This is a genomic window from Dyella caseinilytica, from assembly GCF_016865235.1.
Taxonomy (GTDB): domain Bacteria; phylum Pseudomonadota; class Gammaproteobacteria; order Xanthomonadales; family Rhodanobacteraceae; genus Dyella_B; species Dyella_B caseinilytica.
The window spans coordinates 2,477,429-2,504,064 of the sequence record NZ_CP064030.1 but is presented as its reverse complement, the minus strand read 5'-3'; the positions used below and the strand labels follow the sequence as shown (position 1 = coordinate 2,504,064).

Sequence of the window (26,636 nt, the reverse complement as noted above, 5' to 3'; positions counted from 1 at the left end):
TTGCAATTTTCAACCCAACCGATAAGGCAATGGGGATCAGGCGTTGGATCGACTACGCGAGAATTTCCAGCACCGCTTCCGGCGGACGTCCGATGATGGCTTTGTCGTCAGCCACCACAATCGGACGTTCAATGAGCCGCGGATGCTTCGTCATGGCATCGATCAACATCGCATCATCCAGCGATGAATCATCAAGATGCAGCGCTTTGTAGATATCTTCGCCGCTGCGTAGTAGCTGGCGAGCCGTAATACCTAACTGCCATAGCAAGGTTTTCAGCTCGACGGCACTCGGTGGCGTTTCGAGGTAGTTGATCACCTCGAAAGGCTTGCCATGTTGTTCCAACAGTGCCAACGCGCTGCGCGATTTCGAGCAGCGGCTGTTGTGATAGATGCGGATCATCGCTGGTGTTTAGCGATTGCCAGAGCGATTGCCACCACCGGGGGAACGGCCGCCGCCATGTCCATGGGGGCGGTTGCCACGACCTTGCGGACGACCGCCTTGACCTTGCCCCTGACCTTGGCCAGGACGGCCACCACCGCGATTGTTGCGTTTGGCATTGCCACCGGCGTTGAAGCCGCCGTACGGGTTTGCGCTGCCGGTGCCACCACCACTGCCACGGCGATTGCTGGAGGTATTGGCACCGCCACCACTACGACCACCCTCGCGGCTGTCGCCTGCGAACCAGGTGCGTGCCGGCGGCAGCTCTTGGCCCGGGCCAATACCACGCTTCTTCTTGTGTGGCGGCTTGGTGGAGCGATCCGGTTTGGCAACATTGCCGTTCACTTCGCGATTCGGATTGCGACGGCGTTGTTGCTTGCCGCGTGCGGGCTCCTCGCGAATGCGATCGAAAGCACGCAGTTCGCGGGCTTCGTCGTGATAGCCGCCGCTCCATGCGGTACCGGCGCCTTTCTCAGGACGGTATTCGGTGACGTTGCGCGGCGCGCGGCGCTGATGCAGCACGGGGCTGAGCGTGAGCACTGGCTGCGGGGCGCCGAGGCCGGCGACCTTGCGTAGTTCTTTCACCAAGTCTTCGTTGAGTGCTTCACAGTCGCCACGGCGGAGCATGCGCGGCAGCTCTATGTTGCCGTAGCGGATGCGCTTGAGACGGCTGACCAGGAAACCTTGCGAGTCCCACAGGCGGCGGACTTCTCGATTGCGACCTTCGCGGATCACCACGCGGAACCAGCTATGGCTACCGCCGCGGCTGATGATGGCGATTTCGTCAAAGCGGGCAGGGCCGTCTTCCAGCTCAACGCCCGCTTTCAGTTTCTCGATCATTTCATCGGGCACTTCGCCGTGTACGCGGCAAAGGTATTCGCGTTCCAGGCCGCTGCGCGGATGCATCAGCGCGTTGGCGAGTTCACCATCGGTGGTCAGCAACAGCAGGCCGGTGGTGTTGATGTCGAGGCGGCCTACGGCGACCCAGCGCGCGCCTTTCAGTCGCGGCAGCTGTTCGAACACGGTGGGACGGCCTTCGGGATCTTCGCGTGTAGTCACCACGCCTTCGGGCTTGTGGTAGACCAGCACTTCGGCGTCGTCGCGATTGTCGGTGGCGACAACAAACTGCTTGCCATCGAGCGTGACGCGGTCGCCAGCACGGACGCTTGCGCCGATGTTGGCGGCGCTGCCATTGACTTCGACATCGCCTGCCTGGATGCGTTGCTCCAGCATGCGTCGCGAGCCGAGACCGGCGTTGGCCAGCACCTTGTGTAGGCGTTCTTCGATCTGGGGGGCGTTTTCAGGCGGTGCGGAGCGCTTGAGGCTCAATACGGATTTTTGTGGCGCATTCATGCGCGGTACTCCTCGGTGTCTTGCTCAGCGGAGCTTTCAGCGGCGTCCGCATGGTCCGCTGCCTCGTCGGCAGTGGAAGGGGGTTCTGTGACGGCATCCGTTTCAATGGCGGATGCAGTGTTTTCGGATTCGTGGCTGTCCGCGTGGTGCTGCGGAGCAGGGTCTTCGTGTGTTTCCTCAGCAACCGATGTTTCAGTTGCCGGTTCTTCGTGGACGATCGCTTCGTTAGCAGGCGCTTCGTCGGCTTGGTCTTCGTGGGCTGCCGCTTCACCAGTGTGTGCTTCTTCAGCGTGTACCTGGTCTTCGGCTTGCTTTTCTTCGGCGTGTTCGCCTGCTGCCGCTTCATCCTCCGCTTCAGCGTCCGGATCAATCGGCAGATCCTTGATGACGCGCGGCGGGAACGGCTCGTTGTCCAGCCGCAGCTGGGGGTCTTCCATGTCGCGGATTTCCGAGAGCGGCGGCAGCTCATCGAGCGACTTGAGGTTGAAATAGTCCAGGAAGCTGCGCGTGGTGCCGTACAGGGCGGGCTTGCCCGGCACGTCGCGGTGTCCCACTACCCGAACCCATTCGCGTTCTTCCAGGGTCTTGACGATGTTGGATGAGACCACCACGCCGCGAATCTGTTCAATTTCCGGACGCGTGATCGGTTGACGGTAGGCGATCAACGCCAGCGTCTCCAGCAGGGCGCGCGAGTAGCGGCTGGGCTTTTCCGACCACATGCGTGATACCCACGGATGCACATCCTGGCGTACCTGATAGCGGAAACCGGAGCCGACTTCCCTCAGCTCGACACCACGGTTCTGGCTGTCTTCCACCAGCATTTCCAGTGCCATGGCGATGTGTGTCCGGTCGACTTCATCTTCCTCGACGAACAGTTCGCCCAGTTGCGCCACCGTCATAGGCTGGCTGGCGGCAAGCAGTGCGGCTTCGATAATCGCTTTGAGTTGCTCGATCTGCATGGTCTTAGGATTCAGGTATCCATGACGGTGGTGCGCCCTTGTCTCAGCGACCGCTTATTCGGTGCCAAACGCGGCGTTTTGTTCTTCGAAGGCGTTGTCGCTGGCGGTGAGCTCGGCTTCTTCGCGGGCCGAACCGGCATTGGCCTTCACGTAAATCGGTGCCAGCGGTTCCTCCTGCACAATGTTGATCAGGAACTCCTTGGCCAGCTCCAGCATGGCCAGGAAGGTGACCACCACGCCCAGGCGTCCTTCGCTTACATCAAACAGGTTCTCAAAACGGTAGAACTGATCGCCTTCCAGGCGGCTCAGCAATTCGCCCATGCGTTGGCGCACACTCAGCGCCTCGCGCTTGATGGCGTGATGCCCGAACAGTTCGGCCCGGTGCAGCACATCCTTGAGGGCCAGCAGCATTTCCTTCAGATCCAGCGGCGGCGGCAGCTTCACCACACTGCGCTCGCCGGTATCAGCCTGCACAACGGCCGTGTCGCGTTCCAGGCGCGGCAGGGCATCAATGTCCTCGGCTGCCCTCTTGAAGCGCTCGTATTCCTGCAGGCGGCGCACCAGTTCGGCACGCGGATCTTCTTCCAAGCCTTCTTCCGTGGGCGGCCTCGGTAATAGCAACCGCGATTTGATCTCACCCAGGATCGCGGCCATCAGCAGGTATTCCGCCGCCAGTTCCAGGCGCATCACGTCGCGCATCATGTCGATGTATTCCATATATTGCCGGGTGATTTCGGCAATCGGAATATCGAGGATGTCGAGGTTCTGCCGGCGAATCAGGTAAAGCAGCAGATCCAGCGGTCCTTCGAACGCCTCCAGAAAAACTTCCAGCGCATCTGGAGGAATGTAGAGGTCCTGCGGCATCTGCAGAATCGGCTCACCGCGCACGACGGCGAGCGGCATTTCCTGCTGCTGCGGAACCCCAGCAAACGCATCGTGCGTTGCTTGTACCGGCTGAGACTCGGTTGACTCAGTGCTCATCAATGCATGTCATTAGGCCGCCCGATTCGGGCTGGCGATTCGTTCTGTTGACGATCAAAACCTTTTTTCGATGCGCGATCGAACCAAGATTCATGCCTGGGATGCCTTCGATTGCTGAGGCGCCCCCAATGAAGCCACTCAATCTGCACGATGCCCAGCCGGGAGATGCGGCTTTCCCGCCAATATCAAACCCCGATGAAGCCACACGATGCGGTTCGGTCAGGTGTGCGGTCGCTGGATGCCGGGCGATATCGCTGAAAACGATCAGGCCGGAATCATGCGTAACGCCGCTGGCGTCGCCCGCGATTCGTAAAGGTCGGCTGGGTACATCGGGTGGAGGCCATCCCTACCGGGGCTCCCGGCGGCCATCCATGTATGGCTCCACACGCGGGTTACAGATTAACTGCAGTATGGCGGCATGTCCAGTAAGCGCTTCAGCTTCCGTAAGGGCATGTGAAGCTTTAAAGAATGCTTATGCAGCGAGGGATCCCCCATCCCTGCACGGCAGCCTCCCTTCCTAAGAAGTCCACGGGCACTGCTTCGGAGTGTAGGGGAGGGGCCGGAATGGGGTTTACCAATCCCTGCTGCACCAGTGCGAGCCGCGCCCTCCTGAGTCACCTGTATGGCACATGGGGTAAATGAACCGCCACGGCAGCATGTGACCTATAGCGTCGCCAGTGTCGTCTGAAACACGTCACACAGATAGCTGCAATGTAGTTGTAGCAGTGGCATGTCGCTTGCTTCATCATACGGGGCTATCCGGGGGACATCGGCACGAATGGGCCGGTGCTGACGGGCACAGAGGGACGTGTCGCGGGAAGGCACAGGCTTCGTTGCCAGCAGGTCGGATCTGGGCGTGTGGCGGGGATGCTGTGCGGGGAGATAAAAAGGTATGACCACAATGGGTGACGACGCCATGGATGGTTCCGATAAAGAGCATCTGCGCCCGGCGCGCATGCGCATCAAGACCACGGTGCTGATGAGTCACGGCGACGAATCGCATCCCACCGATCTGATCGACATCTCTGCCACCGGCGTGCTGCTGCGCCGTCCGAGCCAATGGAACGGCAAGGCTGGTGAGAGTTGGGTGCTGGATATGATCTTCGGTGAGGACCTGCACATCCATCTGGAGGCGAAGGTCGCCCGCGTGTCGGAGCGGCATATCGGTTTTGCCTACACGCGCATTCCGGAAGACAAGCAGGTGCCGCTATGGAACCTGCTGGGTGGTTACGCCGATATCCTTGAGATGTGGCACAACGAATAGCGGGAATCGCGAGTCGTCAATCGGGAAAGTAAAAAGCGCTAATCGCTATGCTTTCCCGATTCCCGATTCCCGATTCCCGATTCCCGATTCCCGATTCCCGTTAACCGGCGACCGCCTGCTTCTTCTCATCCCGCAGCTCGCGCCGGAGGATCTTGCCCACATTGCTCTTGGGTAACGCATCGCGGAATTCGATCACCCTCGGACGCTTGTAGCCAGTAAGGTTCTCGCGGCAGAACTCCTTGAGCTGTTCCACCGTCAGGGTCGGATCCTTGCGCACCACGAACAGCTTCACGGCTTCGCCGGAGTGCTCGTCGGTAATGCCAATGGCTGCGACTTCCGCGACGCCCGGATGCTTCATCACGATGTCCTCGATCTCGTTCGGGTACACGTTGAAGCCGGACACCAGGATCATGTCTTTCTTGCGGTCGACGATATAGACGTAACCGTTCTCGTCGATCCTGGCGATATCGCCGGTATGCAGCCAGCCGTCCGGCGTCAGCACCTTCACCGTTTCATCCGGACGCTGCCAATACCCCTTCATCACCTGCGGGCCGTGCACCATCAGTTCGCCCACATCACCCTGCGGCAATGCTTGACCGTCTTCGGACCAGATGGCGATATCGGTGGACGGAATCGGCAGGCCGATGGAGCCGTTGTAATCCTTCAGATCCAGTGGATTGATGCACACGGCCGGCGATGCCTCGGTAAGACCGTAAGCTTCCGCCAGCGTGCAGCCGGTGACTTTCTTCCAGCGTTCCGCGACAGCGCGTTGCACCGCCATGCCGCCACCAAGGCTCAGGCGCAGCTTGGAAAAATCCAGCTCGCTGAAGCCTGGTGTGTTGAGCAGGCCGTTGAACAAGGTGTTGACGCCAGTCAGTGCGGTGAAGCCTGACTTGCGCAGTTCCTTGACGAAGGCCGGCATGTCGCGCGGATTGGTAATCAGCCAGCTCAGACCGCCCAGGCGCATGAACACCAGGCCGTTCGCCGTCAACGAGAAGATGTGATACAGCGGCAGCGCGGTGATGACGACTTCCTGGCCTTCCTTGAGATTCGCGCCGATCCACATGCCTGCCTGCAGCATGTTCGCGACCATGTTGCCGTGGGTCAGCATCGCGCCCTTGGCGACACCGGTCGTACCGCCGGTGTATTGCAGGAAGGCGATGTCATCGTGACCGATCACAGGCTTCGTCAACGAGTGACGCGCGCCACGGGACAAGGCATCGTTGAAGCGCACAGCATGTGGCAGATGGAAAGGAGGCACCATCTTCTTGACGTGCTTGACCACCAGGTTCATCACGGCACCCTTGGCGCCCAGCAGGTCGCCGATGCCGGTGGTGATGATGTGCTTGACCTCGGTCTCGGCCACCACCTGTTGCAAGGTGGCAGCGAAATTGTCCAGCACCAGGATCGCCTTGGCGCCGGAATCCTCAAGCTGATGCTTGAGCTCACGCGCGGTGTACATCGGGTTGGTATTGACCACTGTCAGGCCGGCGCGCAGTGCACCGAATAGCGCGATCGGGTATTGCAGGCAGTTGGGCATCATGATCGCGATGCGATCGCCTTTGACCAGTTTCAGCTCGCCCGTGAGGTAGCCGGCAAAGTCGCGGCTGAGCTTGTCGACTTCCGCGTACGTAAGTTGCTTGCCGAAGCTATGGAAGGCGGGGCGCTGGCCGAAGCGCTCAAATGCTTCTTCCACCACCGCGGTGACTGAGGCGTATTGATTGATATCGATTTCTGCGGATACGCCAGCCGGGTAGTGATTCAGCCAAGGACGCTGATTGCTCATGTTCGATCCCAACCTCCATTAGTGACATGCCGATGGTGACGATAGCGGGCATCGTGCATCATGCGGGCGAGGCATTGGAGCATACGCGCGCGTATAGCGGCAAGCCGCGTTGCAACGAGATTTCTGTCAGGTAATTCATGAAACGGACGCTCCCATTTGCATACTGGATTATCGCGCTGGTGCTGGTTCTGGCGGATTGCCATCGCGCCCCGGATGACGTGTTGATCCGGCAGTCCATCGACGCCGCGACTCAGGCCACTGAGAAGGTGGATGCATCGGCACTGCTCAGCCAGCTTACGGATGATTTCGATGGCGACGACGGTACGATGCGCCGTCAGGACATCGGCAACCTGCTGCGCCTGGCAAGTTTTCGCGGTGAAACGCTGCATGCGATGCTCGGGCCGGTGGACATAGAGCCGCGCGGCGAGCGTTACGTCGCCAGCTTCACCGTCACCCTGACCCGTGGCGGCAAGGTGTTTCCCTCGCAGATCGGTGTGTACAAGGTGGAAACGGCGTGGCGCAGGGAAGGGCACGATTGGCGATGCTACGAGGCGACGTGGACGCAGCAGCTGTGACGTTTGGGCTGCGTGGGGGATACAGCAACACGTGAGCCCCTCTCCCTTGGGGAGAGGGGCTTAACGCATCAGGCGGCTTTCTTGCTCGCCAACTGACGCAACACATACTGCAGAATGCCGCCGTGACGGAAGAACTCGCGTTCCTTTGGCGTGAGCAGTAGCACCTTCACCGTGAACTTCTTTTCGCCACCATCGCCCTTCGCGATCACGGTGGCTTCCTTCGACTCACCATCTTTCAGTCCGGTGATCTCGAAGGTTTCCTTACCGGTGAGCCCCAGGGATTTGGCGTTCTCGCCGTCCTTGAACTGCAGCGGCAGCACGCCCATGCCGACTAGGTTGGAGCGATGGATGCGCTCGAAGCTCTCCGCGATGACCGCCTTCACCCCCAGCAGCAAGGTGCCTTTGGCGGCCCAGTCGCGCGAGGAGCCGGTGCCGTATTCCTTGCCGGCAACCACGATCAGCGGCGTCTTGCCGGCCTTGTACTTCATCGCCGCATCATAGATAGCCATCTGCTCGCCGCTCGGCACATAGAGCGTGTATCCGCCCTCCACGCCGTCCAGCATCAGGTTCTTGATGCGAATATTGGCGAAGGTGCCACGCACCATCACGTCATCATTGCCACGGCGTGAACCGTAAGAGTTGAAGTCCTTAGGTTCCACACCCTTGGAGATCAGGAAGCGGCCCGCGGGGCTGTCCTTCTTGATCGAACCGGCCGGCGAGATGTGGTCGGTCGTGATCGAATCGCCGAAGAGACCCAGCACGCGCGCACCGTGGATATCTTCGATCTTGCCCGTCTCCATCGTCATGCCGTCGAAGTAGGGCGGGTTCTTGATGTAGGTGGAATCGTCCCACTTGTAGACCGAGCCATCCGGTGAAGCGATGTTGTTCCAGCGGCTGTCACCCTTGAATACATCGGCATAGTTCTTCTCGAACATCTGCGGATTGATGGCGCCGGCGATGACATCCGAGATTTCTTTGTTGCTCGGCCAGATGTCTTTCAGATAGACCGGCTTGCCGTCGCTGCCTTGGCCGATGGGATCCTTGGTCAGGTCGACGTCCAGCGTGCCGGCCAGGGCATAAGCCACGACCAGCGGCGGCGAGGCGAGATAGTTCATCTTCACTTCCGGATGCACGCGGCCTTCGAAGTTGCGGTTGCCAGACAGCACCGATGCGACAGCGAGATCACCTTCAGCAATGCCTTGGCTGATCTCGGCCGGCAGTGGCCCAGAGTTGCCGATGCAAGTGGTGCAGCCATAGCCGACGATATAGAAGCCGACTTTCTCCAGCTCCTTCAACAGGCCAGTCTTTTCCAGATAATCGGTGACCACCAGCGAACCCGGGCCGATCGAGGTCTTCACCCACGGTTTGGCCTTAAGACCTTTTGCAGCGGCTTTTTTCGCCAGCAGACCGGCGCCGAGCATCACGGCCGGGTTGGAAGTATTGGTGCAGGATGTGATGGCGGCAATCACCACCGAACCGTCACCGAGCTTGAAGCTTTCGCCGTCCTTTTCCACGCGGACGCCCGAGTCAGTAATGTCGTTGGCAGGGTTGCCGATGGCGGTGGAGCCTCCCTCATTGGTGAAGCTAGCCGCATCGCCATTTTTCGTCTTGCGGTTGGCGGTGAGGGGCCCCACCGCGTCGAGGAAGCTCTTCTGGACACCTTCGAGCAACACGCGATCCTGCGGGCGCTTGGGACCGGCCAGCGACGGCTTCACGTCGGCCAGGTTGAGTTCCAGCGTGGTGGTGAATTCAGCCGCCGGCGTGTTTTCGTCGTGCCACAGGCCTTGTGCCTTGGCATAGGCTTCGACCAGCTTGATCTGATCTTCGCTGCGGCCAGACAGATGCAGGTAATTCAGCGCTTCCTGATCGATCGGGAAGATGCCGCAGGTCGCGCCGTACTCGGGCGCCATGTTGCCGATGGTGGCGCGGTCAGCGAGCGGCAGGTGTTTGAGGCCATCACCGAAGAATTCCACGAACTTGCCCACCACGCCGAGCTTGCGCAGCATCTGGGTGACGGTGAGCACCAGGTCGGTGGCCGTGACGCCTTCGGAAAGCTTGCCGGTGAGCTTGAAGCCCACCACTTGCGGAATCAGCATCGATGAGGGTTGGCCCAGCATGGCCGCTTCCGCCTCGATGCCGCCGACACCCCAGCCCAGCACGCCGATACCGTTGATCATGGTGGTGTGTGAGTCAGTGCCGAACACGGTGTCCGGGTAAAGCCATTTCTGGCCATCCTTCTCACTCGCAAACACCACACGTGCCAGATGTTCCAGATTCACCTGATGCACGATGCCAGTGCGCGGCGGCACGACTTTGAAATTGTTGAACGCCTTCTGGCCCCAGCGCAGGAATGAGTAGCGTTCCTGATTGCGATGGAACTCGATCTCGACGTTTTTCTCCAGCGCGGATTCAGAACCGTACACGTCAACTTGCACGGAATGGTCGATCACCAGTTCCGCCGGCGCCAGCGGATTGATCTGCTTGGCATCACCGCCCAGCTTCACGACCGCATCGCGCATCGCGGCCAGATCCACCACGCAAGGTACGCCGGTGAAATCCTGCAGCACCACGCGGGCCGGCATGAAGGAGATTTCGGTATCCGGTTCGGCCTTCGCGTTCCAGTTGGCGACGGCTTCGATTTCCTTCTTGGTGACATTTACGCCATCTTCGTGGCGCAACAGGTTCTCCAGCAGGATCTTCATCGAGTAGGGCAGGCGCTTGATGTTGAAGTGCTGGCCAAGCTTGGTCAGGCTGGCGATCTGGTACGAGCTGCCGTTGACGTTGACGGTGTCGCGGGTGGCGAATGAATCCAGCATGGGAATAACTCCTGTTGCGTGAAATCGGACGGGCGCGTTAGCAGGGCAATGCTAGACCAGCCAACGTTAGGGGAATTGCAAGGAGGTTCTGGTCCATCGTGGGGATGTCGCAAAGTTTGGGACAAATCGAAGGGGCCGCAACCCACTATCGAGCCATTTCGCGACGTTTGCATTGCAAGATTTCGAATGCTGCCGGAAACACGTTTTCGTTGCTGGGTTTATGGGACGGCTGGCAAAATAGCGGGCTGACAGAACCGCTTTCATCGCGATTTGCTCCCGCAAGCCATGCACTAGCTCCCTCCTCTGCTCGCGGGGGAGGGTTGGGAGGGGGCAGGCACTTGCCTACAAGTTTCCCGCAAGGGCCTCACCCCTCCCGACTTCCCCCTGCTCGCAGGGAGAGGAGCAAAACAACCAGCCACAGGACGAGATCACATGCTCAACGCCTACCGCCAACACGTCGCCGAGCGCGCCGCGCTGGGTATCCCCCCGCTGCCACTGTCGGCTCAGCAGACCGCCGACCTGATCGAACTGCTGAAGAACCCGCCTGCTGGCGAAGAAGCGTTCCTGGTTGACCTCATCACCAACCGCGTGCCGGCTGGCGTGGACGACGCTGCCAAGGTCAAGGCCTCCTACCTGGCCGCTGTGGCCTTTGGCACCGAGAAGTGCACCTTGATCAGCCGCGAGAAGGCGACCGAGCTGCTGGGTACCATGCTGGGTGGCTACAACATCCATCCGCTGATCGAGCTACTGGATGATGCGCAGGTCGGCGCGATTGCGGCCGAAGCGCTGAAGAAAACGCTGTTGATGTTCGATTCCTTCCACGACGTGAAGGATAAGGCCGACAAGGGCAATGCCAACGCCAAGGCCGTGCTGCAGAGCTGGGCCGATGCCGAATGGTTCACCAGCCGCCCGGAAGTGCCGCAGAGCCTCACCATCACCGTGTTCAAGGTGCCGGGCGAAACCAATACCGACGACCTGTCACCTGCACCCGACGCCACCACGCGCCCGGACATCCCGCTGCACGCGCTGGCCATGCTGAAGAACAAGCGCGAAGGTGCACCGTTCCAGCCGGAAGAAGACGGTAAGCGCGGTCCGATCCAGCAGATCCAGGATCTCGCCAAGCAGGGTCACCTGGTGGCTTATGTGGGTGACGTGGTCGGCACCGGCTCCAGCCGTAAGTCCGCCACCAACTCCGTGCTGTGGTGGACCGGCGAAAACATCCCGTTCATCCCCAACAAGCGCTTCGGTGGCGTGTGCCTGGGCAGCAAGATCGCCCCGATCTTCTACAACACGATGGAAGATGCCGGCGCACTGCCGATCGAACTCGACGTGTCCAAGATGGACATGGGTGACGTGGTCGAGCTGCGTCCCTATGAAGGCAAGGCGCTGAAGAATGGCCAGGTGATCGCCGAGTTCCAGGTGAAATCCGACGTGCTGTTCGACGAAGTGCGCGCCGGTGGGCGCATTCCGCTGATCATCGGTCGCGGCCTTACCGCCAAGGCCCGTGAAGCGCTGGGCCTGGCGCCGTCTACGCTGTTCCGCCTGCCGCAAAACCCGGCCGACACCGGCAAGGGTTATACCCTCGCGCAGAAGATGGTCGGTCGCGCCTGCGGTTTGCCGGAAGGCAAGGGCATGCGTCCGGGCACCTATTGCGAGCCGAAGATGACCTCGGTCGGTTCGCAGGACACCACCGGCCCGATGACCCGCGATGAGCTGAAGGATCTGGCCTGCCTGGGCTTCTCGGCCGATCTGGTGATGCAGTCGTTTTGCCACACCGCGGCCTATCCCAAGCCGGTGGACGTAAAGACCCACCATGAACTGCCCGCGTTTATCTCTACCCGCGGCGGCATCAGTCTGCGTCCGGGCGACGGCGTGATCCACTCCTGGCTCAACCGCATGCTGTTGCCCGACACCGTTGGCACCGGCGGCGACAGCCACACCCGTTTCCCGATCGGCATTTCGTTCCCGGCCGGCTCGGGTCTGGTGGCCTTTGCCGCTGCTACCGGCGTGATGCCGCTGGATATGCCCGAATCCGTGCTCGTCCGCTTCAAGGGCGAACTGCAGCCGGGCGTCACTTTGCGTGACCTCGTCAACGCGATTCCGCTTTACGCCATCAAGCAGGGGCTGCTGACCGTCGCCAAGCAAGGCAAGAAGAACATCTTCTCTGGCCGTATCCTGGAAATCGAAGGTCTGCCTAACTTGAAGGTGGAGCAGGCGTTCGAACTGTCCGACGCATCGGCCGAGCGTTCCGCCGCCGGCTGCACCGTGCGTCTGGACAAGGCGCCGATCATCGAATACCTCAACAGCAACATCACGCTGCTGAAGTACATGATCGCCCAGGGCTACCAGGATGTCCGCAGCCTGCAGCGCCGCATCAAGAAGATGGAGGAGTGGCTGGCCAATCCGCAGCTGCTTGAGCCGGATGCCGATGCCGAATACGCCGCCGTGATCGACATCGATCTGGCCGACGTGCATGAGCCGATCGTCGCCTGCCCGAACGATCCGGACGATGTGAAGACACTTTCCGACGTGGCCGGCGCCAAGATCGACGAAGTGTTCATCGGTTCGTGCATGACGAATATTGGTCACTTCCGCGCAGCCTCGAAGCTGCTGGAAGGTAAGCGCGATATCCCGACCCGTCTGTGGGTCGCTCCGCCGACCAAGATGGATCAGCAGCAGCTCACCGAGGAAGGCCATTACGGCGTACTCGGCACGGCTGGTGCGCGTATGGAAATGCCGGGCTGCTCGTTGTGCATGGGCAACCAGGCGCAGGTACGCGAAGGCGCGACGGTGATGTCCACCAGCACCCGCAACTTCCCGAACCGCCTGGGCAAGAACACCAACGTGTACCTGGGTTCGGCTGAACTGGCCGCCATCTGCTCGCGTCTGGGCCGCATCCCGACCAAGCAGGAGTACATGGCTGCCATCGGCGTAATCAACGCCAATGGCGACAAGATCTATCGCTACATGAACTTCGACAAGATCAAGGACTTCAAGGACGTCGCTGATACGGTCGAAGCCTGAGCGCTTTTTCCCTTCTCCCTTCGGGAGAAGGGCTATAGATAGAACGAAGCCCGGCCTCGCGCCGGGCTTCGTCGTTTATGCTGTGCGTAAAGCGATAGCCACAGGCACACGGATGATTTCGACTCACTTATCGGCAGTCTCGCTCCGCGACCTTATCCTGGTGCAGGCCGTGCACCGTCACGGCAGCTTCAACAGCGCGGCGCGGGCCATGCACATCAGCCCGTCCGGTTTGTCGCATCAGGTGCAGAAAGTAGAGCAGGCGCTGGGCACGCCTTTGTTTGAGCGCGGTGGCCGGCGTGTGGTTCCTACGGCAGGTGGGCAGCGTTTGTTGGAACAGATCGATGCGGTGTTGTTGGCCGCCGATCATCTGCAACAGGCTGCGCGTGCGGGAGAAACCGCTTTCGGCGGCGAATTGCGGCTGGGCGTGCTGGCGACGCTCGGTCCTTATCTGCTGCCGCATCTGATTGCACCATTTCCGCAACACTTCCCCGGTGCGCGCCTCAGTCTTTCGGAAGGTAAGCCGCGCGGCTTGCTGCGTCGCCTGCATGAAGGCGAGCTGGATGCGGTGCTTGCACCACCGGCGACGGCAGTGAGTGGCATCAGCATGCAGCCGTTGTTCTTCGAGCCTTGGGAAGTGCTGCTGCGTGCCGATCATCCTCTGGCAGGTAAGCGCACCATTTCACTTGATCAGTTGAAGACCGGTGAAGCGATTTTCATGGCGGAAAGCCATGCCGATGGCGAGGGCTATGTACAGGATGTGAGCCTGGAGAGTCTGGCTGCGCTGGTGACGTTGCGTGGGGGGCATGCGCTGGTGCCGGCGCTTGCGCACGATCGCCTGGCATCGATGCCGAACATTGCGCTGGCTAAGATCAAAGGTCAGCAAATACCCGGGCGCGATATCGCACTGTATTGGCGCGAAGCTTCACCGTGGCACGACGATCTGGAAGTTTTTGCCGGCTTGCTGCGCAAGTTGGCGCAGCAGCGTCCCGGGCTCAAGTTGATCGGCGATGACTGATTGATGTGGCATTTCGTACAATGACGCATTGCAACGCCGCCCATTCGGTATAACCGCCATGGGTCTGCTGGGTCGTCTATGCAGGATGTTCCAGGCAGATCACCGATCGGAATAGTCATTACGTTGGCCAAGGAATAAGCGCTCGATGCATCGCGTTGTTATTGTTGGAGGCGGCGCTGGTGGTCTCGAACTGGCGACCAAGCTGGGCAAGACGCTTGGACGTGGTGGGCGCGCCAAAATCACGCTGATCGATGCCAATCTCACGCATATCTGGAAGCCGCTGCTGCATGAAGTGGCGGCCGGTTCGCTGGATGCTGCCAACGATGAGCTCAGCTATCTTGCGCAGGCCAAGTGGAATCATTTCGAATTCATCTACGGGCGCATGACGGGTCTGGATCGGCGTCGTCACATCATCCAATTGGCAGGATGGAAGGGCCTTTATGCACCGGATGACGTGCCGCCAACCGAGGTGCGTTACGACACATTGGTAATGGCCGTAGGCAGCGTGTGCAACGATTTCGGTACACCCGGCGTGCGCGAGCACTGCATCTTCCTCGATTCGCGTCATGACGCTGAGCGCTTACGCAGGGAAATGCTGGAGCGCCGCTTGGCCGCCGTCGCCGAAGGGCGCTCACATAAGCTGCGTGTAGCAGTGATCGGTGGTGGAGCCACTGGCGTGGAACTCAGCGCAGAGTTGTGCGACGCCAATCGCAAGCTCGCGCAATATCACCACCAGCGTGGCCCACTTGAGGATCTGGATATCACGCTGATCGAAGCAGGACCGCGCCTGCTCCCCGCCTTGCCCGAACAGATTGGACTCTCGGTGGAAAAGGAGCTGCGTAATAAGCTTGGCATTCGTGTGTTGACCGGTACGGCGGTGAAACGTGTCGAGACGGGATGCCTTTTCGACGCGCAGGGCAACAAGATCGACGCCGACATGATGGTATGGGCGGCAGGCATTCGTGCTCCGGAATTCCTCCACGATCTTGATGGCCTGGAAAGCAATCACATCAATCAGCTGTTGGTACGATCCACGCTGCAGACGACCCGCGATGAGGACATCTTTGCCTTGGGTGATTGCGCGTCTTGTCCGCTAGGCGATGGCGCTGTCGGCAACACGCCACCACGTGCGCAAGCCGCACACCAGCAAGCCGAGTTGCTGGCGAAGAACATCGCCTTGCGGCTTGAAGGGAAGCCATTGCTGGATTTTCAGTATCACGATCACGGCTCGCTCGTGTCGCTCGCCTCCTACAACACCTTCGGCAGTCTGCTGGGCAACCGCGTGATCGAAGGCTGGGTGGCGCATTTTTTCTATGCGTCGTTGTATCGGATGCATCAATCGGCGTTGTATGGTCGCTGGCGCACCACGCGACTGATGATCGGTGGATTTATCGCCAAAAACACGCGTCCGTTGCTCAAACTGCACTGATGCAGGGACCCGACCTACCACCAGTTAGCGATTATCGAGCGTAGTACCTGTCAGCAATCCGCGAGCCAGCATGCTGCACTGGCGTCGATGGAACAGCAGCTGCCATTGCCGTCCGCCGATCTGCCGCCACAGCACCGCTGAGCGCACGGCAGCCAGCAGGCTTGCCCGCACCCGCTCGACCAGCACCGGTTGCTGTAACCACTGCGGATTGCCGGTGACCATTACGCGTGGGCGCAACGTCGAAAGCGTACCTGCGTAAAGTTCGGCCAAGCGGCTGAAAACCTGCGGCGAATTCAAGCCAAAATGGTCAACTTGCCGCTTGGCTGACACGATGCCTTGTTGCAGTTCGTCGAGCAGATCCTTGTGATGCGCCAGGCTGCGCTCCAGGCGCATGACGGTCACCACCATACGCGTGACTGCTATGTCGCGGCTGTTTTCGTCCAGTTGCCCGATCAGGGTGCGCAGGCCGACACGTAAGCCTGATACGTTGCCATACACGCCAATCACCGATGGCGCATCGATGCGAAACACGCTGGCAAGGCTGGCGTCCAGCGCCAAGTCGTCGCAACGGCCTTCGTTCGCCAGCTGATGGGCGATGGCAGAGGCCTGGAACAGACCGGCCAGCGCCAGGACACGTTCCTCATTGATGGCAAAAGTTTCAAACACGCTGCGTCACTCTTGTTATTTCATTTTGTGGCAGACCGCCATAGGCGGCATCCGTAGCGGCGATCACTGCGCCACCCAGGCATTCGTCGCCGGCGTAGAACACCACGGATTGACCTGGGGTGACGGCGCGCTGTGGCTGGTCGAAATGCACCTCCACCTGATTGTCGTGGATAGACACGACACAGGCCTGATCATGTTGGCGGTAGCGGGTCTTGGCGGTGCAGCGAAATTCGGATGCGGGCGGTGCGCCAGCCGTCCAGGTCGGCGATTCGGCAACCAGCCGTTGCGAGTGCAACCACCGGTTTTCGCCGCCTTGGGCTACGAACAGCACATTGGCTGCGACATCCTTGCCGACCACGTACCAGGGCTCGCCGCCGGCATGCTGACGGCCGCCAATGCCCAAGCCGTTGCGTTGCCCCAGGGTGTAATACATCACGCCCTGATGCTCGCCGATGAGCTGTCCGTCGGGGCTGCGCATCTCGCCAGGGCGGGCAGGGATGTATTGGGTCAGAAATTGCCGAAAATCGCGCTCGCCGATAAAGCAGATGCCGGTGGAGTCCTTCTTGGCGTGTGTAGGCAGGGCGGCTTCGCGAGCCATCTCGCGTACGCGGGATTTCTCGATGTCACCTACCGGGAACAAGGTCGCAGACAGCTGTTGCTGCCCGAGCGCGTGCAGAAAGTAGGTCTGGTCTTTGCTGTTATCCACGGCGCGCAGCAGGCGGTAGCGACCATCCAGGCAGTCGACCCGGGCGTAATGGCCGGTGGCGATCTTCTCCGCGCCCAGGGCGCGGGCTTCGTCCAGGAAGGTCTTGAACTTGATCTCGCGGTTGCAGAGCACATCCGGATTGGGCGTACGGCCGGCGCGGTACTCAGCCAGGAAGTGCTCGAACACGCCGTCCCAATACTCGGCAGCGAAATTTCGGGCGTGGAAGGGCATGCCCAGCCGCCCGCAGACGGCCACGGCGTCCTTGCGGTCCGCGTCGGCGGTACATGGCCCGCTGCGGTCGTCCTCCTCCCAGTTCTGCATGAACAGACCTTCAACCTCGTAACCGGCCCGTTGCAGAAGCAGCGCGGCGACCGATGAATCGACGCCGCCGGAGATGCCGAGCATCACCTTCATGGCTGCCCACCGCCTGGCATCAGATTGGCGACGAGCGACAGGGGCAGGCGCTGGCCGGCCAGCCAGTCATCGATGCTCATCAGCACCATCGGGCTGCGCAGATGGTCGCCAAGGCCGGCAATCTCACCGCGAGTGAGCCACAGTGCCCGGCGGATGCCAGTATCCAGTGGTTGCTGAGGATCATGGCTTAAAGGTTTGGCGGCGAAGCTGAAACGCAGCACCACATCGCCATGTTCCTTGCTGCGCCACTGATGGATACCGATCAGGTGGGTGAGGGCGACGGTCCAGCCGGTCTCCTCGCGCGTCTCGCGCACGGCGGCCTGCAGCAGGCTCTCGCAATCGTCCAGATGGCCGGCTGGCTGGTTGTAGGCGACTTGGCCGTTAACTTCCTCTTCCACCATAAGGTAGCGGTCGCCATCGGCAACCACGCACGCGACGGTGACGTGAGGGCGCCACACGTCGTTACTGGAACTGTCAGCTTCTGTCATCAGGGGTCAATTTGGCCCAAAGGAGGTACTGGAAATGGCGTTATTGTGCCATTACCTCAAGTGCGGCCGTCGAGGAGGATCGTTCGCCTGGGCGTATACTGCACTTGAGCAAACGCAAACCCGAAAGGATGCTCTGATCAATTCTGTGTGGGTGGCATGATGTCCAGAAGGCTCTCAGGGTTTGTTGCGCGGCACAGGGAAAGCCGGGCGCCTTTTCAAGCCGCGCGGCACGGCGTGAGAGCCTTCTGGACATCACCCCATCATTTAAAATTTGTATGTGGGACCGGTTCTGTCCGTCCGCATACCTTCGGTCCATCGTCTCGACAGACGACCAGTCTGCCTTCGCCGATGGTCCTGTGGCCTGCGAACGGACAGAACCGGTGACACCTACGCAGAATTGATCAGAGCATCCTTACAAGCATGGCGAACGAATCCGAACAAGAACAACACAACGGTGGACATGGTCTTGCCGTTGAAGTATCCAAGCCTGAAGTAGCGCGCCCCCCGCTGTTTCAGGTGTTGCTGCTGAACGACGATTTCACACCGATGGACTTTGTAGTCGAGGTATTGCGCAGTTTCTTCGGGATGGACCAGGAAAAAGCCGTACAGATCATGTTGCACGTACACACCCGCGGTAAGGGCGTGTGCGGGGTGTTTACCCGCGAGGTGGCTGAAACCAAAGTCACGCAGGTGAACGAGTATTCACGTGCCAACCAGCATCCTCTGTTATGCACAATGGAAAAGGTTTGAAATCTGTTCAACATTTCTGCATGACAGCCGTTATGTGTAGATATTGATCAGGCGTTTTTGGCCCCCATTTTGCATCCAACGCGGTAGAGCCGCCCCACCATCGCAGCGGAGTAGGTCCGGATGTTCAGCAAGGATCTCGAAGTCACCATCGGCCAGTGCTACAAGCAGGCCCGCGAACAACGCCATGAGTTCATGACGGTCGAGCACCTGTTGCTCGCCCTCACCGAGAACCAGTCGGCGCTGGGCGCCCTGCGAGCCTGCGGCGCGGATCTTCCGCGACTCACCCATGAGCTGGAAAAAATCATCGCCGAGACCGTGCCGGTACTGCCGCACGGCGACGAGCGCGATACCCAGCCCACGCTCGGGTTCCAGCGCGTGCTGCAACGCGCGGTGTACCACGTGCAGTCTTCCGGCCGTAAGGAAGTCACCGGTGCCAACGTGCTGGTGGCGATCTTCGGTGAGAAGGATTCGCACGCCGTGTACTTCCTGCATCAGCAGGAAATCACGCGGCTGGACGTGGTCAACTACATCTCGCACGGCATTGCCAAAATTGGCGACGAGCCGTCCCCGGGCATGTCCGGCGCTGACCGGGAAGCCGAGGAAGGTGGCGAGGGCAAGGGCAATCCGCTCAGCGAATACGCCTCCAACCTCAACGAGCTGGCGCTGGAAGGCAAGATCGATCCGCTGATCGGTCGCCAGGACGAGATCGAGCGCACCGTTCAGGTGCTGTGCCGTCGCCGCAAGAACAACCCGCTCTATGTCGGCGAGGCCGGCGTGGGCAAGACCGCCCTGGCTGAAGGCCTGGCCAAGCGCATCGTGGATGGCGAAGTGCCCGAGGTGCTGGAAAACGCCACCATTTGGGCGCTGGATCTCGGCGCACTGGTGGCTGGCACCAAGTATCGCGGCGATTTTGAGAAGCGCCTCAAGGCGGTGATCAATCAGCTGAAGAAGCAGCCCGGTGCGATTCTCTTCATCGACGAGATTCACACCATCATCGGCGCGGGTTCCGCCTCTGGCGGCACCATGGATGCCAGCAACCTGATCAAGCCGATGCTGGCCTCGGGCGAGCTGCGCTGCATCGGTTCGACCACTTTCCAGGAATTTCGCGGCATTTTCGAGAAGGACCGTGCGCTGGCCCGTCGCTTCCAGAAGATCGACGTGGTCGAGCCGAGCGTGGCCGATAGCCTGGAAATCCTGAAGGGTCTGAAGTCACGCTTCGAGGAGCATCACGGCGTCACCTATACGGTGGAAGCGCTGAAGGCGGCGGTGGATCTGTCCGTCAAGCACATTCCGGATCGTTTGCTGCCGGACAAGGCCATCGACGTGATCGATGAGGCCGGTGCGCGTCAGCGCCTGCTGCCGGTCGATCAGCGCACCGGCAAGGTTGATGTGCCTGAAGTCGAATACATCGTCGCCAAGATGGCGCGCATCCCGGCCAAGCAGGTTTCGGCCTCTGACCGTGACGTGCTCAAGAACCTGGAACGTAACCTCAAGATGGTGGTGTTTGGTCAGGATGCGGCGATCGAAGCGCTTGCTGCATCTATCAAGATGGCGCGCTCGGGTCTGGCCGATCCGTCCAAGCCGATCGGTTGCTTCCTGCTGGCCGGCCCCACCGGCGTGGGCAAGACCGAGGTCACCAAGCAATTAGCGATGCAATTGGGCATCGAGATGATCCGCTTTGACATGTCCGAGTACATGGAAGCGCATTCCGTCTCGCGCCTGGTTGGCGCACCTCCAGGCTACGTTGGCTTCGACCAGGGCGGTCTGCTTACCGAGGCCGTCACCAAGCACCCGCACGCCGTGTTGTTGCTGGACGAAATCGAGAAGGCGCATCCGGATGTGTTCAACATCCTGCTGCAGGTAATGGATCGTGGCGTGCTTACCGACACCAACGGCCGCGAAGCCAACTTCAAGAATGTGATCGTGGTGATGACCACCAACGCCGGTGCACAGCAGGCTTCACGCCGTGGCATTGGCTTCGTCAAGCAGAACCATTCGATGGACGCGATGGAAGTGATTCGCCGCAGCTTCACGCCGGAGTTCCGCAATCGTCTGGATGCGATCATCCAGTTCAATGCGCTGGACTTCGACCATATCTTGCGCGTGGTCGACAAGTTCCTGATCGAGCTGGAATCGCAGCTCAGTGAGAAGCATGTCAGCCTGGATGTCGATGCCGACGCTCGCCGTTGGCTGGCCGAGCACGGTTTCGACCCGCAGATGGGTGCCCGCCCGATGGCCCGCGTGATTCAGGAGAAGGTCAAGCGCTCGCTGGCCGACGAACTGCTGTTCGGCAAGTTGGCCGAGGGTGGCAAGGTGATGCTGAGCGTGCGCGATGGCGAGCTACAGGTGAATACTGAGGCAGCCGAACCGATGCCGGCGGCGGTGTCCTGAGACGCAACCATCGGGAAAGCTGGTCAGTCGTGAACTTCTGTCTGGCTGTCAATGTTGTCCGTCGTCCCGGCCTTCGCCGGGGTGACGGACAAATGTAGATCCGAGGCCAGGAATGGCTAAATCGACAAGACGAAAAAAGCCGCGCACCGCGCGGCTTTTTCATGGTCAGCGCGGCACGCGCTGCAACCAAAGTTATTTCATGCGGTAGGTGATGCGGCCCTTGGTGAGGTCGTAAGGCGTCATTTCCACCTTCACCTTGTCGCCCGTCAGGATGCGAATGTAATGTTTGCGCATGCGGCCCGAGATATGGGCGATCACGATGTGGCCGTTTTCCAGCTGCACACGAAACATGGTGTTAGGCAGGGTTTCCACCACCGTGCCTTCCATTTCAATGACGTCGTCTTTGGCCATGCGTTCCGGATTCGCGCAGGCCACCATGGCCGCGTAAGCCGTCGATTATGCCACGGATCGGGGCCCGGTCAAAGAAGTGTTAAGGAGAATGACGCTTACTCGAGCCTTCTCCACCTCTCGATGGGGGCATTCATGTCTGCGAATCGGCAACCAGGGAGTGCTGAACCCCAGCTCGGCATTTTGGGGTCGAGCTAGGGGCGGAACGTTTCCTGGGCACACTCCGAGCTTGAGCAGGCGCATGACCTTAGGCGAAGTGCTCGTCCAGCTTGCGCCTTATTTCCTGCTCGATCATGCCCTTGAGTGGGGAAAACAGCATGCCGAGCTGGGCGCTCACATGGATTTCATCGTCGCCAATAGCAATTTTGCCGTTGATGCCTGAGCGCTCAAAAGCCAGTACATCGTTGTTCTGCCATTGCGTCTTCACCTCGAATTTCTCGCGCATGCGCGCGGCGACCTTATCGATCAGAGCGTGGGCGTCGGACAGGGGAAGACGGTGCGGGCGACGGATATCGATGCTTGCCATGGTGAATCTCAGAAAACGAGCTGCGCATGATAAAGCGTAATCCCTGCCGATAGTTCCTACGCTTCTGTTAGAGTCGCGCCGTCACGCCGTCGGTCATTTCATGCGCATTGAGTTTCCCCATTCCAACCGGGCAGGTTTCCAATGGAACCAGGCGGTCCTGCGCATCGGCAGCGACCCCGGCAATGATCTGATTTTGGCGGCGAGTCAGGCTGCGCCGCACCACTTGCTTATCCGTCTTGACCGCCGTGGCTGGGTGCTCGAAGTGTTGCCGGAAACCACCCGGGTCTATGTGAATGCCCGCCCGGTCCGTGAGCGGGCGATCCTGCGTCCCGGCGACGTGCTGAGCGTCGGTGATTGCCGCATGCAGCTCTGCGCGGACGAGGATCCTGCCAACCGCACATCCACGCCGATGCCGGAATTGGAACGCTCAACAGTGGCGCTGCGCGCTGTTGCCGGACCGTTGTCCGGCCAGGTGTTGCCATTGGATGAGCGTCTGGAACTCGGGCCAAAGGGCAGGGCACCACTGGATCTTCCGCAAGGCGAAATCGTCACGCTTACGATCTTTTGGCGCGACGGACGACTTTGCATGGAAACCGAACAGATGATCGATGGCCGCTACCCGGCTCGCGTCAACGGTATCGCCGTCCAGCAGACCGTGCTGCTGCCCGGTGACCAGATCGGCATCGGCATGCACCGTTTCCTGATCGATGCGCCAGGGCTGGAGCCTGAGCCGGAAATCGTGATTCCCGAGCCCAAGCCTGAGCCTTTGCCGGAAGATACCGCTGGCCCGCGCGGTGAAGTCTGGTGGCTGATCGTGACTGCAGCCGTGCTGGCCCTGGGCATTGCCTTGATGCTGCTGCTGCACTTCTGACAAATCCGAGGCATTTACACGGATCCCGTTGACGATGTGTTGCTGCGGCGCGGCATAATGCATCGATCATCCATGACGGGGAACCGGTGCGTGAGCAGGGTATGGAATTTCAGTGCAGGTCCGGCGGCGTTGCCTTTGCCGGTGCTTGAGCGCGCGCAGCGCGAACTGCTGGATTGGAACGGCAGTGGCGCATCGGTGATGGAGCAATCTCATCGCGGCAAGCGTTTTATCGCCATGGCTGAGCAAGTGGAAGCCGACTTGCGCCAACTGATGGGCATTCCGCCCGATTACGCCGTGCTGTTCGAACAGGGCGGAGCGACTCAGCACTTCGCGCAGATTCCGATGAACCTGGCGAGCGAAGGCGACAGTGCCGATTACATCCTCACGGGTCACTGGAGTGAAAAGGCCGCCAGCGAAGCAGCACCCTATGTGCGTGTCAATGTGGCGGCAAGCAGCAAGTCCGATAACTATCTGCGCATGCCCGCGCGCGAGACGTGGAAGCTGGATCCGTCCGCCGCCTACGTACACATTGCAACCAACGAAACCATTCACGGCGTGGAGTTTCAGGATATTCCGGATGTCGGCGGCGTTCCTTTGGTGGCCGACATGTCATCCGACATTCTGTCGGGCCCCATCGATGTCAGCCGCTTCGGTTTGATCTACGCAGGCGCGCAGAAAAATATCGGACCCTCCGGCCTGGTCGTGATCATCGTTCGCCGTGATTTGCTGGCCCGGCCCGGCCGCCCGATGGCCCGCATCTTCCGTTATGCGGAACACGCCGCCAACGATTCCATGCTCAACACACCTAACACCTGGGGCTGGTATCTCGCCGGACTGACCTTCCAATGGCTGAAGGAGAACGGTGGATTGTCCGCAATGGCCGAATGCAACCGCCAAAAGGCCAGCTTGCTCTATGCGACCATCGACGGCTCCGGCGGTTTCTATCGCAATCCCATCGATCCGGCCGTGCGCTCGCGTATGAATGTGCCCTTCACGCTGCACGACAGTGCGCTCGACGCCGCATTCCTGCAGGAATCGGAAGCGGCCGGTTTGTTGGCGCTGAAGGGACACAAGGCGCTGGGCGGCATGCGCGCCTCGCTGTACAACGCCGTACCGCTGGAAGCGGTGCAGACGCTGGTGGCCTTCATGCACGACTTTGCTCGCCGGCATCCGTGATTTCAGGCACTATGTGCCGGTTTTCAGACATCTTTACGCTTGGACATCCAACGCATGAACGACCCCAAGTCATCGCTGACACAGGTGCGCGAACGCATCGACAGCATTGATCGGCAGATCCAGGAGCTGATCTCTGAACGCGCCAACTGGGCACGCGAAGTCGCCCGCGTCAAAGGCGAGGGGCTTTCTGCGATCGACTATTACCGACCCGAACGCGAAGCACATGTGTTGCGCATGGTGGTAGACCGCAATCACGGTCCACTTTCGGATACGGAGATGGTGCGGTTGTTCCGCGAGATCATGTCGTCCTGCCTCGCACAGGAAGATCCGCTCAAGGTCGGTTACCTGGGGCCTGAAGGTACTTTCAGCGAGCAAGCCGTGCGCAAGCACTTCGGTCATGCTGCCTACGGCTTGCCGCTGGGCAGCATCGAAGAAGTATTTCAGGAGGTCGTTGCCGGCCATGCAGACTTTGGCATCGTGCCCGTGGAGAATTCCGGGCAGGGCATGATCCAGGTCACGCTGGACATGTTCCTTACTTCCGAAGCGCGCATCTGCGGTGAAGTGGAACTGCGCGTTCACCAGTGCCTGCTTTCGCAGCGGGATGCGTTGGAAGGTATCAAGCGCGTCTACGGCCACGCGCAATCGCTGCAGCAATGTAAGACTTGGCTGCGCGTCAATTTGCCGAATGCCGAGTGCATTGCCGTGCACAGTAATGCCGAAGGCGCGCGCCTGGCGCGGCATGCGGACGACACGGCAGCGATCGCGGGTGAAACCGCGGGCAAGATCTACGGCCTGAAGATGGTGGCCAAGGCTATCGAAGACCGTGCTGATAACACCACGCGCTTCCTGGTGATTGGTCGCTCTTTGTTCCCACCATCGGGCAACGACCGCACCTCGCTGCTGATTACCGTCAACGATAAACCCGGCGCGCTCTACGACGTGCTGAACCCGTTCGCCAAGCACGACGTAAGTATGAATCGCATCGAATCGCGCCCGTCACATACCGGTAAATGGCAATACGCTTTCTTCATCGACGTCTCCGGTCACATTGACGACGCGCCGCTGCAGGCTGCGTTGAAGGACATGGGGCCGGTCGCCACACAGGTGCGGGTACTTGGCTCCTACCCGGTGGCCTTGCCATGAGTGGTGCAAAGCGTCTGGATTGGGTCAGCCGGCCTGCGGCATCGTTGCACGGCGATGTCGTCGTGCCTGGCGATAAATCGGTTTCGCATCGTTCGATGATGCTGTCGGCGATTGCCGAAGGCACTTCGCATATCCGAGGTTTTCTGGAAGGCGAAGACACACGCGCGACAGCCGCGGTGCTTGCACAGTTGGGCGTATCGATCGAAGCGCCTTCCGAGGGTGAGCGCACTGTGCGTGGCGTCGGGCTGCATGGCTTGCGCGGTTCGGACAAACCGCTCGATTGCGGCAATGCCGGCACCGGCATGCGCTTGCTGACAGGCTTGCTGGCGGGACAATCCTTCGACAGCACCTTGATCGGCGACGAGTCGCTATCCAAGCGTCCGATGCGCCGCGTCACCGATCCACTGGCGGGCATGGGTGCGCAAATCGACACGCAAGACGGCCTGCCACCGTTGCGTGTGCACGGTAGCCGCCCGTTGCATGGCATTCGCTACGAATTGCCGGTGGCCAGTGCGCAGGTGAAATCGGCCTTGTTGCTTGCCGGTTTGTATGCCGAAGGCAGCACGGAGGTGATCGAGCCGCATCCCACGCGCGACTACACCGAGCGCATGCTTGCTGCCTTCGGTTGGCCGATTGTGTTTTCGCCGGGCTACGCGAAGCTGGAAGGTGGGCATCGCCTGCGCGCAACGGATGTCGTGGTGCCGGCCGATTTTTCTTCGGCGGCGTTTTTCCTGGTGGCGGCGAGCATCGTGCCCGGTTCGGTCTTGCGTCTGCCGTCCGTTGGCTTGAATCCCCGCCGCACAGGGTTGCTCGAAGCGCTGCGTCTGATGGGGGCCGATATCAGCATCGAGAACCAGAGCCAGAGCGGTGGCGAAGTCATCGGGGATCTCATCGTCCGGCACGCGCCGCTGCACGGCGTTGAACTGCCCGAGACGTTGGTGCCGGACATGATCGACGAATTCCCGGCCTTGTTTATCGCAGCAGCGGTAGCGCAAGGGCGCACGGTAGTGCGTGGTGCAGCCGAACTTCGCGTGAAGGAGTCCGATCGCATTGCCACCATGGCAACCGGTATGCGGGCATTAGGCGTTCGCATCGAGGAAACGCCGGATGGCGCGATCATCGATGGTGGCGCTATCGGCGCTGGCGCGGTGGATAGCCATGGGGACCATCGCATTGCGATGAGCTTCGCTGTGGCGGGTTTGCTGGCTAAGGGTGAAGTGACGATTGGTGATTGCGCCAATGTGGCTACATCGTTTCCAGGGTTTATGGAGCTGGCGAACAGCTGCGGGTTTGCGTTGAGCTGACACCCTTTCCAGGACAGTCTTAACTAGACGCCCGTTGTCCCGGCGAAGGCCGGGACCCAGTGTCTTTGGAGCTCTTCGAGTCCCTGGGGCCCGGCCTTCGCCGGGACAGCGGTGAGGCGGCGTTCTCCATCACGGCGAAACCGGGATGCCCG

Annotated in this window: 22 protein-coding genes; 11 read left to right on the top strand and 11 right to left on the bottom strand. The window is 60.5% G+C overall.

What is annotated here, in order from left to right; genetic code table 11:
* Positions 1–52 precede the first annotated feature (52 nt).
* The 4 genes from arsC to ISN74_RS10795 are packed head-to-tail and all read right to left on the bottom strand — an operon-like array spanning position 53 to position 3,654.
* On the bottom strand, positions 53–400 hold the full coding sequence (arsC, locus tag ISN74_RS10810) for an arsenate reductase (glutaredoxin) (RefSeq protein WP_188799322.1): 348 nt from the start codon (positions 398–400) through the stop codon (positions 53–55).
* 9 nt (positions 401–409) lie between these two features.
* Positions 410–1,792, bottom strand: a complete 1,383-nt coding sequence (locus tag ISN74_RS10805) for a pseudouridine synthase (protein WP_188799321.1) — start codon at positions 1,790–1,792, stop codon at positions 410–412.
* Entirely contained in the window at positions 1,789–2,751 is a 963-nt protein-coding gene (scpB, locus tag ISN74_RS10800) for an SMC-Scp complex subunit ScpB (RefSeq protein WP_188799320.1), read from the bottom strand. Before scpB ends, ISN74_RS10805 begins: the two co-directional genes overlap by 4 nt.
* Positions 2,752–2,805: 54 nt before the next feature.
* A complete protein-coding gene (locus ISN74_RS10795; RefSeq protein WP_229679231.1) occupies positions 2,806–3,654 on the bottom strand; it encodes a segregation and condensation protein A in 849 nt (282 codons plus the stop codon).
* Between the two features lie 970 nt (positions 3,655–4,624).
* On the opposite strand from ISN74_RS10795, the gene ISN74_RS10790 reads away from it, so the two are divergent.
* On the top strand, positions 4,625–4,996 hold the full coding sequence (locus tag ISN74_RS10790; RefSeq protein ID WP_188799318.1) for a PilZ domain-containing protein: 372 nt from the start codon (positions 4,625–4,627) through the stop codon (positions 4,994–4,996).
* A 100-nt stretch (positions 4,997–5,096) separates the two neighbouring features.
* Here the strand turns inward: ISN74_RS10790 and ISN74_RS10785 are convergent, their stop codons facing one another.
* Positions 5,097–6,782, bottom strand: a complete 1,686-nt coding sequence (locus tag ISN74_RS10785; RefSeq protein ID WP_188799317.1) for an AMP-binding protein — start codon at positions 6,780–6,782, stop codon at positions 5,097–5,099.
* A 137-nt stretch (positions 6,783–6,919) separates the two neighbouring features.
* On the opposite strand from ISN74_RS10785, the gene ISN74_RS10780 reads away from it, so the two are divergent.
* Positions 6,920–7,357, top strand: a complete 438-nt coding sequence (locus ISN74_RS10780) for a hypothetical protein (protein ID WP_188799316.1) — start codon at positions 6,920–6,922, stop codon at positions 7,355–7,357.
* Positions 7,358–7,425: 68 nt separating this feature from the next.
* On the opposite strand, the gene acnA is transcribed toward ISN74_RS10780, so the two are convergent.
* Positions 7,426–10,173 (bottom strand): aconitate hydratase AcnA, encoded by a 2,748-nt coding sequence (acnA, locus tag ISN74_RS10775; RefSeq protein ID WP_188799315.1) that lies wholly within the window; start codon positions 10,171–10,173, stop codon positions 7,426–7,428.
* A 432-nt stretch (positions 10,174–10,605) separates the two neighbouring features.
* Here acnA and acnB point away from each other — a divergent pair, with 432 nt between their 5' ends.
* The 3 genes from acnB (at position 10,606) to ISN74_RS10760 (ending at position 15,641) form a co-directional block, all read left to right on the top strand.
* On the top strand, positions 10,606–13,197 hold the full coding sequence (acnB, locus tag ISN74_RS10770) for a bifunctional aconitate hydratase 2/2-methylisocitrate dehydratase (RefSeq protein ID WP_188799314.1): 2,592 nt from the start codon (positions 10,606–10,608) through the stop codon (positions 13,195–13,197).
* Positions 13,198–13,309: 112 nt separating this feature from the next.
* Positions 13,310–14,212, top strand: coding sequence for a LysR family transcriptional regulator (locus ISN74_RS10765; protein WP_188799313.1), 903 nt, complete (start codon positions 13,310–13,312; stop codon positions 14,210–14,212).
* Positions 14,213–14,357: 145 nt separating this feature from the next.
* Positions 14,358–15,641, top strand: coding sequence for an NAD(P)/FAD-dependent oxidoreductase (locus ISN74_RS10760; RefSeq protein ID WP_188799312.1), 1,284 nt, complete (start codon positions 14,358–14,360; stop codon positions 15,639–15,641).
* Between the two features lie 24 nt (positions 15,642–15,665).
* On the opposite strand, the gene hflD is transcribed toward ISN74_RS10760, so the two are convergent.
* From hflD to ISN74_RS10745, 3 genes are read right to left on the bottom strand one after another with little or no spacing between them, the layout of a single operon-like run.
* On the bottom strand, positions 15,666–16,289 hold the full coding sequence (gene hflD / locus ISN74_RS10755) for a high frequency lysogenization protein HflD (RefSeq protein WP_188799613.1): 624 nt from the start codon (positions 16,287–16,289) through the stop codon (positions 15,666–15,668).
* A gap of 10 nt (positions 16,290–16,299) precedes the next feature.
* On the bottom strand, positions 16,300–17,427 hold the full coding sequence (gene mnmA, locus ISN74_RS10750) for a tRNA 2-thiouridine(34) synthase MnmA (protein WP_188799311.1): 1,128 nt from the start codon (positions 17,425–17,427) through the stop codon (positions 16,300–16,302).
* Complete coding sequence (locus ISN74_RS10745) at positions 17,424–17,915, bottom strand: NUDIX hydrolase (RefSeq protein WP_188799310.1); 492 nt, start codon at positions 17,913–17,915, stop codon at positions 17,424–17,426. Before ISN74_RS10745 ends, mnmA begins: the two co-directional genes overlap by 4 nt.
* Before the next feature lie 420 nt (positions 17,916–18,335).
* Between ISN74_RS10745 and clpS the strand changes: the two genes are divergently transcribed.
* Complete coding sequence (clpS, locus tag ISN74_RS10740; protein ID WP_188799309.1) at positions 18,336–18,665, top strand: ATP-dependent Clp protease adapter ClpS; 330 nt, start codon at positions 18,336–18,338, stop codon at positions 18,663–18,665.
* Positions 18,666–18,785: 120 nt separating this feature from the next.
* Positions 18,786–21,056, top strand: coding sequence for an ATP-dependent Clp protease ATP-binding subunit ClpA (gene clpA / locus ISN74_RS10735; protein WP_188799308.1), 2,271 nt, complete (start codon positions 18,786–18,788; stop codon positions 21,054–21,056).
* Positions 21,057–21,248: 192 nt separating this feature from the next.
* Here clpA and infA read toward each other — a convergent pair whose 3' ends face one another.
* Both infA and ISN74_RS10725 read right to left on the bottom strand, forming a co-directional pair.
* A complete protein-coding gene (infA, locus tag ISN74_RS10730; RefSeq protein ID WP_115476254.1) occupies positions 21,249–21,467 on the bottom strand; it encodes a translation initiation factor IF-1 in 219 nt (72 codons plus the stop codon).
* A 244-nt stretch (positions 21,468–21,711) separates the two neighbouring features.
* The gene (locus ISN74_RS10725; RefSeq protein WP_188799307.1) at positions 21,712–21,990 is read right to left on the bottom strand and encodes a polyhydroxyalkanoic acid system family protein; all 279 of its coding nucleotides are present in this window, start codon (positions 21,988–21,990) and stop codon (positions 21,712–21,714) included.
* Between the two features lie 100 nt (positions 21,991–22,090).
* Here ISN74_RS10725 and ISN74_RS10720 point away from each other — a divergent pair, with 100 nt between their 5' ends.
* The 4 genes from ISN74_RS10720 (at position 22,091) to aroA (ending at position 26,484) form a co-directional block, all read left to right on the top strand.
* Positions 22,091–22,861: an FHA domain-containing protein gene (locus tag ISN74_RS10720; protein ID WP_188799306.1), complete on the top strand. Its 771-nt coding sequence runs from the start codon at positions 22,091–22,093 to the stop codon at positions 22,859–22,861.
* Positions 22,862–22,951: 90 nt separating this feature from the next.
* A complete protein-coding gene (serC, locus tag ISN74_RS10715; protein WP_188799305.1) occupies positions 22,952–24,037 on the top strand; it encodes a 3-phosphoserine/phosphohydroxythreonine transaminase in 1,086 nt (361 codons plus the stop codon).
* A gap of 54 nt (positions 24,038–24,091) precedes the next feature.
* A complete protein-coding gene (pheA, locus tag ISN74_RS10710) occupies positions 24,092–25,180 on the top strand; it encodes a prephenate dehydratase (protein WP_188799304.1) in 1,089 nt (362 codons plus the stop codon).
* Positions 25,177–26,484, top strand: coding sequence for a 3-phosphoshikimate 1-carboxyvinyltransferase (gene aroA / locus ISN74_RS10705; protein ID WP_188799303.1), 1,308 nt, complete (start codon positions 25,177–25,179; stop codon positions 26,482–26,484). Before pheA ends, aroA begins: the two co-directional genes overlap by 4 nt.
* The last annotated feature ends 152 nt before the right edge of the window (positions 26,485–26,636 follow it).